11 protein-coding genes are annotated in these 12,864 nt (G+C 54.7%); 4 read left to right on the top strand and 7 right to left on the bottom strand.

Annotated features, from left to right (window positions below; all coding sequences use genetic code 11):
* Positions 1-7: 7 nt before the first annotated feature.
* Both ald and GKIL_RS01395 read left to right on the top strand, forming a co-directional pair.
* A complete protein-coding gene (ald, locus tag GKIL_RS01400) occupies positions 8-1,102 on the top strand; it encodes an alanine dehydrogenase (RefSeq protein WP_023171552.1) in 1,095 nt (364 codons plus the stop codon).
* Positions 1,103-1,153: 51 nt separating this feature from the next.
* Entirely contained in the window at positions 1,154-2,233 is a 1,080-nt protein-coding gene (locus tag GKIL_RS01395) for a glycosyltransferase family 4 protein (protein WP_023171551.1), read from the top strand.
* Here the strand turns inward: GKIL_RS01395 and GKIL_RS01390 are convergent.
* Complete coding sequence (locus tag GKIL_RS01390; RefSeq protein ID WP_023171550.1) at positions 2,230-2,496, bottom strand: PipX family protein; 267 nt, start codon at positions 2,494-2,496, stop codon at positions 2,230-2,232. The two genes, GKIL_RS01395 and GKIL_RS01390, sit on opposite strands and share 4 nt — an antisense overlap.
* Positions 2,497-2,591: 95 nt before the next feature.
* Between GKIL_RS01390 and GKIL_RS01385 the strand changes: the two genes are divergently transcribed.
* Positions 2,592-3,569 (top strand): NAD(+) kinase, encoded by a 978-nt coding sequence (locus GKIL_RS01385; protein WP_023171549.1) that lies wholly within the window; start codon positions 2,592-2,594, stop codon positions 3,567-3,569.
* Here the strand turns inward: GKIL_RS01385 and GKIL_RS01380 are convergent.
* On the bottom strand, positions 3,555-4,523 hold the full coding sequence (locus GKIL_RS01380; RefSeq protein WP_023171548.1) for a GDP-L-fucose synthase family protein: 969 nt from the start codon (positions 4,521-4,523) through the stop codon (positions 3,555-3,557). The two genes, GKIL_RS01385 and GKIL_RS01380, sit on opposite strands and share 15 nt — an antisense overlap.
* Positions 4,524-4,566: 43 nt before the next feature.
* The gene (gmd, locus tag GKIL_RS01375; RefSeq protein ID WP_023171547.1) at positions 4,567-5,616 is read right to left on the bottom strand and encodes a GDP-mannose 4,6-dehydratase; all 1,050 of its coding nucleotides are present in this window, start codon (positions 5,614-5,616) and stop codon (positions 4,567-4,569) included.
* A gap of 483 nt (positions 5,617-6,099) precedes the next feature.
* On the opposite strand from gmd, the gene GKIL_RS01370 reads away from it, so the two are divergent.
* Complete coding sequence (locus tag GKIL_RS01370) at positions 6,100-7,767, top strand: IPT/TIG domain-containing protein (RefSeq protein ID WP_023171546.1); 1,668 nt, start codon at positions 6,100-6,102, stop codon at positions 7,765-7,767.
* A 61-nt stretch (positions 7,768-7,828) separates the two neighbouring features.
* Here GKIL_RS01370 and GKIL_RS22065 read toward each other — a convergent pair whose 3' ends face one another.
* Genes GKIL_RS22065 through GKIL_RS01350 form a run of 4 tightly spaced genes read right to left on the bottom strand, consistent with a single transcriptional unit; the run spans position 7,829 to position 12,849 of the window.
* Positions 7,829-9,280, bottom strand: a complete 1,452-nt coding sequence (locus GKIL_RS22065; protein WP_081705140.1) for an acyltransferase — start codon at positions 9,278-9,280, stop codon at positions 7,829-7,831.
* Positions 9,281-9,330: 50 nt separating this feature from the next.
* Positions 9,331-10,428: a polysaccharide pyruvyl transferase family protein gene (locus GKIL_RS01360; protein WP_023171544.1), complete on the bottom strand. Its 1,098-nt coding sequence runs from the start codon at positions 10,426-10,428 to the stop codon at positions 9,331-9,333.
* 57 nt (positions 10,429-10,485) lie between these two features.
* Complete coding sequence (locus tag GKIL_RS01355) at positions 10,486-11,325, bottom strand: FAD-binding protein (RefSeq protein ID WP_023171542.1); 840 nt, start codon at positions 11,323-11,325, stop codon at positions 10,486-10,488.
* Between the two features lie 60 nt (positions 11,326-11,385).
* The gene (locus tag GKIL_RS01350; RefSeq protein WP_023171541.1) at positions 11,386-12,849 is read right to left on the bottom strand and encodes a lipopolysaccharide biosynthesis protein; all 1,464 of its coding nucleotides are present in this window, start codon (positions 12,847-12,849) and stop codon (positions 11,386-11,388) included.
* Positions 12,850-12,864 lie beyond the last annotated feature (15 nt).

Below are 12,864 nucleotides of genomic sequence, written 5' to 3'. Positions count from 1 at the left end.
TCCCTCCATGCACATTGGTGTTCCAAAAGAGATCAAAGATCAAGAATTTCGCATCGGCCTCACGCCAGCAGCGGTGCGCGCCCTTACAGATCATGGCCACAGGGTTGCCATCGAGACGCAGGCGGGGATCGGTTCTGGCTTTAGCGATCAAGACTACATCGAAGCGGGAGCCCAGATTGCCCCCGACGCTGCCGCCGTTTACGAGCAGCCGATGGTCGTCAAGGTCAAAGAGCCCCTGCTAGCCGAGTACCCTCTGCTGCGCAAGGACCAGATTCTTTTTACCTACCTGCACCTGGCAGCCAGCCGCGAATTGACCGAAGCGCTGCTTCAGTCAGGCACCACCTGCATCGCCTACGAGACGGTGGCTCTGGCCGACGGACGGCTGCCCTTGCTTACGCCGATGAGTGCCATCGCTGGCCGTCTGGCCGTTCAGTTCGGTGCGCGCTTTCTCGAAAAGCAGCAGGGAGGCCGGGGCGTGCTCCTGGGTGGCGTGCCGGGGGTGGCCTCTGGTCACGTCGTTATCTTAGGCGGCGGCATCGTCGGCACCGAGGCGGCCCGCATCGCCGTCGGGATGGGAGCACGGGTAACGATCCTCGATGTCAGCCTCGATCGGCTGGCCTACCTTGAGGATCTCTTCGGCTCGCGCGTCGAATTGCTCTTCAGCACCCGCCAGACGATCGAGCAGGTCGTGCCGGGGGCAGACCTGCTCATCGGGGCAGTGCTCGTCACCGGGCGGCGCGCCCCCAAGCTGGTGAGCCGCGAGGTGGTGCGTCGGATGCGCAGTGGCTCTGTGATCGTCGATGTCGCCGTCGATCAAGGCGGCTGCGTGGAGACGCTGCGGCCTACTTCCCACTCCGCGCCGGTCTATATCGACGAGGGTGTCCTGCACTACGGCGTGCCGAATATGCCGGGGGCGGTGCCCTGGACAGCCACCCAGGCGCTCACCAACGCCACGCTGCCCTACGTTGTCAAGCTGGCAGAACTCGGCTTTCCAGCCGCCACCGACCACGATCCGGCCCTGGCGCTGGGCATCAATATTGCCCATGGCCGGCTGGTACATCCGGCTGTCCAGCAGGTCTTCCCCGACCTCATTCATGCCTGAGGGACCAGCCGTGCCAGTCGCTTGCGATGTCCATGACCGGATTGATGGGTAATGGTCAGGGCGCATCTTTGCATCAACCTGGCCTTTTTGCCCGAGAAACCGACAGGTCTTGGCACCTACGCCCTCAATCTGCTCGCTCACCTCGACTGGGGCGATCTGGTGACGCTGTTTTCGCCCCGAGCGGTCGAGCCATATCCCTGCTGTGCCGTACCGGCCTTTCTCGCCTCCGATGGCGGGCGCTGGGGGCATCTGGCGCGCCTGGGCTGGCAGCAGACCCGCCTGCCGGCGCTCTACCGGGCTCTCAAAGCCGATCTGCTCTTCTCACCGCTGCCAGAAAGTCCCCTCAGTGCCCAGTGCCGCTCGGTGGTCACCGTCCACGATCTCATCCCGCTGCGTTTTCCAGGGCCGTTCCCGTCTCTGCTGACGCGCTACTTCCAGTACTACGTGCCACGCGTGCTGGAGCGCGCCGAGCATATCCTGTGCGACTCAAAGGCGACTGCCAGCGACATCATCCGCTTCTACGGCATCTCTGCCCACAAGATCACGCCGATCGCACTGGCCCACGACGCGGCGCACTTTTATCCCCGTGGGCTGGATCAGGGCAACTATTTTCTTTACGTGGGCCGCCAGGACCGCCACAAAAATCTGGCGCGCATGATCGAGGCGTTCGCCCGTCTGCGGGCAGACGACTACGAATTCTGGATCGCAGGCCCCCAGGATCTGCGCCAAAGACCGCCCCTGGTGGCCCAGATCGATCGATTGGGCCTCCAGAGGCGCGTTCGCTTTCTCGATTACGTTCCTTACGCCCAGCTGCCGGCCCTGGTCGAATCCGCCCAGGCGCTGCTTTTCCCGACCCTCTGGGAAGGGTTCGGGCTACCGGTCCTGGAGGCGATGGCCTGCGGCACACCGGTGATCACCTCGAATCTTGCTTCGCTGACCGAGATTGCCACCGGTGCCGCCCTGCTGGTCGATCCCTACCGGGTGGAGGCGATTGCCGACGCGATGCAGCGCATTTTGACTGAACCCGGCCTGCGCACCGAACTGCGCGAGCGGGGTCTGGTGCGCGCTACTCAGTTTAGCTGGGAGCACACCGCCTGGCAGACCGGCGAATTGCTCGCCCGCTTTGTCTAAAAGTGGCGCTGCTGAAACTGGCTGAGACGCTCAAGTTCGTCGTAGCCGCCTTTGAGGGTGCGCAAGAGTTTGATCCGGTTCTCGACCACCCGGCGGGCCTGCTCGCGGCCCACAGGTTCAAAGGAAGGGGCTGCGCCCGTGACGACCAGAAAAAACATCTGCTGGGTGTAGAGCGTCGAATACAGCGCCGCTCCCTCCCCTGCCGGGCAGATGAGATAGAGTAATCCGAACATCGGATGATTGAGGTACTGTTCGCCGTTCATCCTGCAAGAAGGGTGTCTCGTCCCAGTACACCCGTGTCCGGGTTGGATATGCTGTGTTAAGGGCTACCTAATGCAGCAACTGAGGCCAACTCTGCATGTCTTTTTTTGATCAGGTGGTGATCGCTTACCGGGGCGACGATGCGCGCAGCAAAGCCCAGGCTGAGCAGTGCGAGGCGCTACTCAGGCGGGCGGGCTGTCAGGTGTACACCGGGCCTGCCGGTCCGCGCTGCAACCCTTATCCTGATTTTCTCGACGCCACCGATGGCCAGATCGATCTGGCCATCGTGCTGGGAGGCGATGGTTCGGCTCTGGCTGCCGCTCGGCACCTCTCGACGGTCGATGTGCCGATCTTGGCGGTCAACGTCGGCGGCCACCTGGGCTTTTTGACCCAGCCGCCGGAGGTGCTGACGCCGCCTTTTTGGGAGCGGTTGCTCGCAGGTGACTACGAGATCGAAAAGCGAATGATGTTGCAGTCGCAGCTCACCGGTGCGGCTCCACTGCCGGAGTGGCAACCGTTTTTTTGCCTCAACGAATTTTGCCTCAAGATCGCAGGCGAGAGTCGTCTCACCAGCATCATCCTTGAGCTTGCGATCAACGGCGAAGTGGTCGATCAGGTCCACGGCGACGGCCTGCTCATCTCAACCCCGACTGGCACCACCTCCTACACCGTGGCGGCAAACGGCCCGATCGTCGCTCCTTCGCTGGAGGCGATTACGATCACGGCCATCTGCCCGCTCTCGTTGTCGAGCCGCCCGGTCGTCCTACCGGCTACCGGGATCATCGAAGTTGCCCCCCTCTACGACCCGGACCTTAACATCAAGCTCTGGAGCGACGGCACCCTCGCTGCAGCCATCCATCCCTGCCAGACGGTGCGCATCGAAGCGGCCCGCCATCCGGCGCGTCTTGTCATCCTTGAGGAGCGCCACTCCTACTTCCGCACCCTGCGCGAAAAGCTCAAGTGGGCCGGTACGCGCATTCAGGCTGAGCGCGATCCTGGTTGCCGTATTGCACAAAGCTCGTACAACCAGAATCATCAGCTCGACAGTGAGCCACCCCGATCAGGAAGTTTTTGATAGTAGTCCTGAGAGCCTGTGCTCCGACAAATACCACGCCAGTGTCTTTTGAATGCCTTCACGGAGGCTCGTTCTGGCCTGCCAACCGATCGCTGTCAGCCGTGAGACGTCCATCAACTTGCGCGGTGTGCCGTCCGGCTTGCTGCTGTCAAAGACCAGCTCACCGCCGTAGTCGGCGATCTCGCAGATCAGTTCAGCAAGATTCCTGATGCTCAGATCGACCCCGGTACCCACGTTGATTGGCCCAGGATCGTCGAAGTGTTTCATCAAAAAGATGCAAGCATCCGCAAGATCATCGACGTACAGAAACTCCCGCAGGGGTTGGCCTGTTCCCCAAATTTCCACTGCCGCTGCGCCAGCGTGTTTAGCAGCAACGATCTTACTCATCAACGCGGGCAGAACGTGGGAGGACTGGAGATCAAAGTTGTCGCCGGGGCCGTAAAGGTTGGTGGGCATTGCCGAGATAAAATTACAGCCATACTGGGTGCGGTAGTGATCGCAAAGCTCGATGGCTGCAATCTTGGCCAGGGCATAGGCGCGGTTGGTCGGTTCCAGTGGTCCTGTCAGCAGGTATTCCTCTTTGAGCGGCTGCGGTGCCAGTTTTGGATAGATGCAGCTACTGCCAAGATTCAGCAGCTTGCGAGCTTTGTAGACGCAGGCTGCATGAATGACATTGGTCGCAATCATCAAATTGTCATAGATGAACTGGGCCGGATACGTGCTATTTGCAAGAATGCCGCCGACGCGAGCCGCTGCCAAAAAAATATAATCTGGTCGCTCCGCCTCAAAAAAAGTGTTGACCGCAGCCTGATCGCGCAGATCCAGTTCGTGGCTGGTGCGGGTCGCAATATTTGAAAATCCAAGTTTGTTCAATTGGCGCAAAATTGCACTGCCTACCAGACCCTGGTGGCCAGCAACATAAATTTTGGCTCGCTGATCTTGAAGCTCGCTCATCGCTTAGACCCCTCATTAAGCATCGCTCACCGGCATTTCCTCCTTAGAACATATAAGCAGAACCAGTCGCAGAGCCGAGCACACCTGCTTCTTTTAGTACTTTCTCGCGCTGGGCAAGCATCAGGTCGCTGGTGACCATCCGCTCTACTAGCTGATCGATGCTGACGTGGTGATGCCAGTTCAGACGCTGCTGGGCTTTGGCCGGGTCGCCCCACAAAAACTCCACCTCTGCCGGTCGAAAGTAGCGCGGATCTACCCGCACATGCTCCTGCCAGTCGAGTTCCAGGCGCGCAAATACCCGCTCAACAAAGTCCGACACTGCGTAGGACTCACCGGTGGCGACGACATAGTCGTCCGGGGCATCCTGCTGCAGCATCAGCCACATGGCCCGTACATAATCTTGGGCGTGGCCCCAATCGCGCCGTGCACCGAGATTGCCCAGGTACAGATGCTCCTGCAGACCGAGTTTGATGCGCGTGGCAGCCCGAGTAATCTTACGCGTGACGAACGTTTCGCCGCGCCGCTCCGACTCGTGGTTGAACAGGATACCGTTGCAGGCAAACAGGCCGTAGGCTTCGCGGTGGTTGACCGTTTGCCAGTAAGCTGCCACCTTCGAGACGGCGTAGGGTGAGCGGGGGTGAAAGGGTGTTATCTCCGACTGGGGAGGCGCGCTAGAACCGAACATCTCCGAGGTACCCGCCTGATAAAAGCGCACCTGCCTGCCACTGCGATCACACAGATCGCGCACCGCCTCCAGCAATCGCAGGGTGCCGGTGGCATTTACCTCGATCGTGTACTCAGGCTGCAAGAAGGAGACAGCGACGTGGGACTGGGCGGCCAGGTTATAGACCTCGTCCGGCTGGATCTGCTCAACAAGATGCCGCAGGCCAGTGCCGTCGCATAGATCGCCGTAGTGCAGATAAAGGCGTGCCTCCGGTTGGTGGGGATCGAGATAGAGATGGTCGATGCGGCCAGTGTTGAAACTACTGGAGCGGCGGCGCAGTCCGTGTACCTCGTAGCCTTTTTCAAGCAAGAACTCGGCGAGGTACGAGCCGTCCTGGCCGGTTATGCCTGTGATCAAAGCCTTTCTCACGTATCCATCTCCTTCCTTTTGAGCCACTGTTCCGGAGTCGCTGTGACTGAGTGAGCAATTCTCACCAGGATAATACGGACGCTGGACGGATGGAACGGTAGAAGCCAGAACTGCCACCTGAGAGATTCACCCGAGATGCCGACCCATTGCTGATGGTTGGCCAGGTGGCTGTCCTATTTGGGCTGTATCGGTACCCTTCTGCAGCAGAGTTTGGGCTTGCAGGAGCTAACCAGGCGGATAGCTGCCAGGAATTTTATGAGTCCCTAAAGTTAGTCGGATGACGGTAGTGTCTATCATGTTTCAGATTGCAGAATACGAATAACAAAAGAACCGAGACGAAAGCCCATCAATTAACCGATGGCCAGAGCAACTATTAGCTTTGCCCAATCCTGCTGAATGAACTCACTGAATACCAGAAGGTTCATCAGAACAACGCGGTTTTCGTGTGTCTATTTGCATCTACCTTCGTGTTAGAGGTCATCCATGTCTGTACTTCATCGAGTTTCCGTCTGTGCTGCTGCTTTGCTCGCTTTGAATGCAACGGCTGCCTCCATCCAGACTTTCTCCTTCAATCTTCCTCCGTCTTCTGCCCTCGCTCAGACTGCTGCCACGATCAGCAGCTTCTCTCCAACGAATGGTTCGACGGGTACACAGGTTGCGATCAAAGGCTCCGGTTTTTATAACGGCGTCAGCTCCGTCAAGTTTGGCAATGGCTATGCCACCTATACTGTTGATTCTGATAGCCAGATTACGGCCACTGTGCCCAGCAGTGCTACAACTGGCAACATCGTTGCCAACATTGGTGGCTCTTATATAAGTAGCAGCAGTGGCTTCACGGTCTCTGCCAATATCAGCAGCTTTTCACCCACCAGTGGTTTGCCAGGAACCCAGGTCGTCATCAAGGGCGCAGGCTTTTATAGCGGCACCAACTCTGTCAAGTTTGGCAACGGCTATGCCACTTACACTGTTAACTCTGATAGCCAGATTACGGCCACTGTGCCCAGTAACGCTACAACCGGCAACATCGTCGTCAAAACCAGCATCGCTCAAGCCTCCAGTTCCACGCCTTTTACCTTCATCACGCCTACACCATCGATTACGAGTGTTTCACCCACCAGCGGCCCTCCCGGTACCCAACTCATCGTCACAGGCTCCAACCTCAACGGTGCCAGTTCCGTCAAAGTCGGCAACACCTACCTCACCTACGCCATCAACTCCACCAACCAGATCACAGCCACCACACCCACCGGCAACTTCAGTGGACCCGTCACTGTCAAAACCAGCACCGGCACCGCCACCAGCAGTTCCTCCTTCAGCAGTGCCCCTGCCAGCATCAGCAGTTTCTCACCCACTAACGGCACCATCTACACCCAGGTCGTCATCAAAGGCACTAACCTCATCAACGTTACCAGCGTTGCCTTTCAAGGAGCAGACGGCAACCCGGCCTATGGCGAGTACACCTGGGACTCCTCCAGCCAGGTGACAGCAACTGTTCCTACTACCGCCAGAAGTGGACCTATCACCCTCTCAATGGGCGATAGCCAGGTGAGCACCAGCCAGAACTTTACCCTGCCGGACGCCGGGGTACCAGCGGATGTGCCGAGCGGTTCGGCTTATGTCGATAGCCCGACATCTGCCCCGTCCGGCTGGACGTCTGCGACCTACTGGGGCCAGTCGATCGTCGATACCAACCAGCCGAGCAGTCCAGGCAGTGTGGAGATCGACTACATGGAGCTGTGGTGCGTCGTGAGCGGCAAGAATACCTTGATGCAGCACGACGAGGGAACAATGGCAGGTGGTCTTTACGTGCGCGACCCCTGGTACGGCAACAACGACGCCCACGACCCGATGCCCTGGAGCTACAACGCCGCCAACAACTCGACGACATTTACACCGACCACGGCAGCGGACAAAGTCTGGCATTTTTATGGAACGGCCTATCCGCGTCCATCCTTTGCGGCGAACACGGTGAGCAGTTGCTCGGTGAAGGGCCGCTTGAAGATTACCGGTCCGGTGCTGGTGCAGATTGGCGCAGACTACTGGATCAACCCGACCGCTCCTCATGCCGGACTGGATGTGAACAACCACCAGATGGGAGTGAGCAACTGGTACTTTGCTTCTCCAGACTGGCAGGATGTCTCCTTCCCCTAAAATCGAGAAAAAACACATCCCATAAAGCGGCTACAGAGCAAAATTCTGTGGCCGCTTTCTATCAGGACGGGAGCGGTTCTGCTTTTGATGGATGACCCACCTGCCAGGGAGTCCCTCGTCGCCAGCCAGGGTACCAGCGGTCCATCTCCCCAGCGCACTGGCGTTCAAAAGCAGCGATCTGATCTGCCTGCCAACTCTGCCAGCCCGGAGCACCAGTGCCCTGGGTTGGTGCGATCAAAGATAGATCCTGCTGTTGCTGAAGTCCCAAAAAAGTGAGCCAATTACCGAGCTGTGTCTGCAGTTCCTCTAGCCGAAAGAACGCCTTTCGCGAAGCAGGAAGTGAAGAAAGTTGCCTCTCGATTTCTCGGTTGCTGTAGGACCAATACCAGCAGTTGCGCTCAAAAGTAGACAGCCGATTCCACTCTTCTTCACTGAAACAACCACACTTTGCCCCATCCAGACGATAGCTGATCCACCGTAGCTTTGGATTGCCAGAATTATAGTTAACTGGAACGATCTGCTCGGCTTCTTCGCAGGAAAACCAACCCTCTGTCCAGGTTGAAGCTACAGCGTTCCTACCATCTCTAATCAACCAGATAATCTTACCCGCCGGAAGCAATTCCGCCAAAACGCCGATTAGCTGACACAACTTGTGATCGATCTCGCCGTGCAAGTAACCCGAAAAAACACTGCTATTACAGTAGAGAGCCCTCAATTCTTCTTTAACCTGCTCTTTTTGCTTCAAACCGTGGGCCAACTCTGTTGCAAGCCGCACAAGCTGAGGTCTTCCTTCGTGTATACAGGTAACATCAGGCAGCTGAGTAAGCAGATTATGTATCATCTTGCTACTCGTCCCTTCGGCAGTAGCAACAAAAAACATCTGTGCATCCGCAGCACTAGGCTCAAACTGTTGCACATTCGTTCTTGCTAAAGGTTTGCCGTTGACACCACCGTATTCGCGCGCCTGCTCTAGCTGTTCGTAGTGCTCCGCATCTCTATGCTTGAGAACACGGATCGGCTGATTGCCAACGATAGCGAGAGCAGGAACATTCCGTGTCACCACGGCTCCCATGCCGATGATCGCACCATCGCCAATCTGGACACCCGATACAATTGACACATTCATGCCGATCCAGACATTTTTGCCAATAGTGACCGGCTTTAGCAAGTCAGTATTGTCGTAAGGCAGGACAGCACCTGTGAAGTTGTGATTAGTTGTATATATAGTGACGTTGCGGCTCATATGAACGTTGTCGCCGATCGTCAGGCCGCCCTCTGTTCTGAAGTAGGCGTTGTCACCAATGTGGACATTGTTTCCGATAGCGACAGCCTCTGGCTCTGAGACGTACAACTTTCCAAGGACACGAACACCGACGCCGCAGGACTGCAATCGAGCAAGCGTGCGTTGTGCTCGTCCGGCCAGCATTTGACGATGTAGAAAATCTATTCCATCGAGTAAAAAACTGGAGGCATAGCGCGCCCATTTGATTGCTCGAGATTTAATCGCAGCCATAGTACTTATAACTTTTGACGCTTCACGCACTCTATAAACGAGAAGACCACTCAGCCAGAGATGTTTATCTTTCCACCTGATTCGAGGATGGCGACTTGAGAAACATCCGCTAACGCTTGAGATAAAAATGCCTTGGACAACTGAATTTGCCTGGCCAACTTTTCAGCCGCAAAGGTATAGTCCACTTGGTCAGTAGTGGCTCCAGTACCGAAAATCCGGTCGGTCAATCCTAATTCGAGGAGCAAATCACCGGTCTTGGTTGCCTTGGTAGTGTCTACGAAAACATTAAAGGGCTTTCTAAAAATAATCGAAAAAATGGTTCCATGATAGGAATCGGTAAACACATACTGGGAATTAGCAAAGTAATTTACCCATTCTTGAGGTCCAATCCCGATAAAATTTCTTCTAGTAGCGATTTTATGGGAATATCCAACAGAAAGAACCTCCAGATTTTTAGAACGAGCGAGTTCTAGAATGAACTTCTCTTCGTCTCTCTGCATTGGTCCCATTTTATAAATAAGCAGGTATGGGCTCTTTTGGGGGATAGTATTTGTGGCCAAGAGCTCATCGTAGTTCACCAAAAAGGTCGGATCTAAAACGCAAGGTGCGTCGAGACCACATTCCTCTTTAACAAGCCGTCGAGTATTCGCATCGCGGACAGAAATAGCAGAAAAGTGGCGCAGCAAATTCGCCGTCTTTTGCTTATGTTGCCCAAAGGTGGTGGTCCAGGCAGCACTGGCAGCATAGCTTATCTTGCGAGTTGCTTGTTGGTCGATAAAATCGAGAAAGTAGGAGGGATCATATCTGCGAAATGAATCGATGCACCAGACTTGATCACTACCACAGATGACGGCATCATAATTTCGACGATACCGTTGCAGACCTTCGCGAGTGTAACAGGTAGAATTGCTGAGCTTGATATGGGCTTTTCTAAACTCGCTCATTTTCCAGTACTTAATCAGATTGCTAAGTAGTGGACGGCCTGGTAAAAAATTCTCCTTCAGGTAGTATCGAACTGCTCTGTAGGGACGGTAATCTATATCCTCAACGTCAAATCCCATAGCTGCAATTGTTTTAGCTAATGCGTAATTTTGAAGCATAGCACCATAGTTAGTCGTATGGTGAAATGTCAGAATTCCTACTTTCATGACTGGCATTCCTGTGGGTGGGTTTGAGCTGACTCTGTTACTTTCACAATAGATAACTTAATTGACACTAATTACTTCAAGCTCAATCTTCCTGAATGTAACCAGATGCAGTAACTTGGCAATTGCAATCAAGCGCATGATATTCCTGCTGCTCGCAGATTTGTTGAGAATCCAGTTACTAGTTTTCTGGGAAAACTGTGCCTCTCCAACCCGTATGCCGCGCAGCCGATCCATGATGGGATAGCAGGCAGACTTAAAAACCGTACCGCAATTGGGTTGAGTATTGTCTTGGTGCTCTTTTGCAAATTGGCGACGCTCTGAAATAGGGCTTATCCCAAATTCCGTTCTCTCAAATTGTAGAATTGCGCTCAAGATCAGCTTCTCGTGCATCCCTGTAAAGATTGTTTTGCGATAGCCTCTTGCAATTTCATCGTTCTTGAGGGTCTTTACTGTCTCTCCGTCGAAAAACGTTACACTCTCGACGAAATCGTAGATGGTGCAATTATGACTCCTGCCACGTCCAGCATTCATGGCTAAGGCTCCTCCGATGCTCGCCGGTACAGACGCCAGATAATAAAAGGAGGTGAGAGAGCGCTGATAGCAGTAGTTCAAGACATCATTGATTTGTACGCTTGAGCTGATCTCAAGCCTGTTATCAGGAAGTGATTTCAGTAATTTGGGGATGCAATTTTTAAGCACCAGCGCACGAATCGTGTCAGCCGTAAAGAGCGTATTCGATCCATTACCGAGGATGTACACTTTTGCATTGTTCAAGGCAGCCCAGTGAGAGTACTTTGCAAATTCATCAAGATCGTGAAACTCTCCGTAATGCTCAAAGTGATGATGGGTTCGGAAAGTTGAAAGTTGATTTGAGTCTAAGGAAATTACGTTGACCATCTCAATTTCCCTCAATCGATTCTTTCTCAGACGCATATCGCAAGTAGCGTGCCGCTGAAGCTAGGGAACCCGTGCTGCAGCCCTTGGCAGAAACAGACGTAAGGTGTCGAGCATACGCTTGAACAAGTTGGGGGAACTGAAGCGCAGAACAAACAGATAAGTACCCAAACTGGCACCGCTACAGATTAGCAGCAACTGGTAAGGGATTAATGACTCTCTGACAATGCTTTTGATCGCTGTAATGACCAGAAGTAGCGCTATTGAGCCAGCTAGAGCCGGGAGAAACTGACGGAGATACATTTTCCAGTCCAAGTGAATGAGCCGATCAACTGCCCAATACGTAAAAGGTGAGAGCAGATAGACGCGCAGAACGTAGGCTGCTGCCACTGCTACAATACCCCAACGAACTGCCAGAGCAAAGGCAACCACCCCGCAGGCAGAGTTCAACAAATTGAGCCACAGACGCCAGGATGGCTTTCCCATTGCCATTAAGACCGTACTGTTAAAGAAAAATATAGATTGTTGAATGCCGACGAGACAGAGCACCTGCATAACAGAAACGCTCGCTGTCCATTTGCTGCCAAAAAGGGTTGCGACCAGTTCTGGAGCTAGCGCAGCGACAGCAAGAAAAATCGGAAAAGAGATCAAGCTAGTAAACTGCGTGACCGTATAAAAGGCCGAGCGCAATCGTTCTGGTTGCTGCTGGAGTTGTGAAAATGCAGGCAATGCCACCTGTGTCGTTGTTGTCGTGAGCAACTGAACCATTACCGTCAAGATACGGTAGGCGATGCTGTAGTAACCTAGAGCTACAGGGCCAAGAAAGTAACCAATTAAGAAATCGTCGGAACGACGATTGAAAAAGTTGGACAGGTTGTAGCCTGTAACATTCGCGCCAAAAGCGAGCAATTCACCCAGATGTTTACGGGAGACGCGCAGCTTCGGACGCCAAGGGCTTGCTCGCCATAACATGGCAAGGCCAATGAACTGGTTGGTTAACTGTTGACCAACCAAGCTCCAGACGCCGAAGCCAGCTATAGCCATAGCGATGCCGACCACACCACCGCAGCAGGTTGCACTGAGTGAACGAGCCGCCAGCGCCTTAAAGGCAAAGTCGCGGGTGAGGATCGCCTGCTGAACTGCACTTAGAGAACCAATGACAAACCCAAGGGACAAAACGCAGATCACTGGACTGAGCCGTGGTTCACGAAAGAACAGGGCCACCCAACTGCTGCCGATGACACCCAAAAGCGTCAGAAGCAGCCCCATAACAGAATTGGTCCAGAAAGCTGTATCCAGATGCAACTCATCCAGCTTCTGACGCTGAATGATGGCCTCGTTAAGGCCCTGATCTTGAAAGACCTGTACGAAAGCCACAAAAATGCTGGCGAGGGCCACCAGTCCAAACACTTCCGGCCCGAGCAGGCGAGCCAAGATCAAGTAGACTGATAAGCCGACAGCCTGACTCCCGAAATTCTGGACAGCAGACCACCCTACTCCCTTTACAGCTTTCTGGCGTAGATTCATCGCTGGGTTTATACG

The sequence above is a fragment of the Gloeobacter kilaueensis JS1 genome (assembly GCF_000484535.1).
Taxonomy (GTDB): domain Bacteria; phylum Cyanobacteriota; class Cyanobacteriia; order Gloeobacterales; family Gloeobacteraceae; genus Gloeobacter; species Gloeobacter kilaueensis.
Note: the sequence above shows the minus strand (reverse complement) of the source record. Positions and strands in the feature narration are given on the sequence as shown.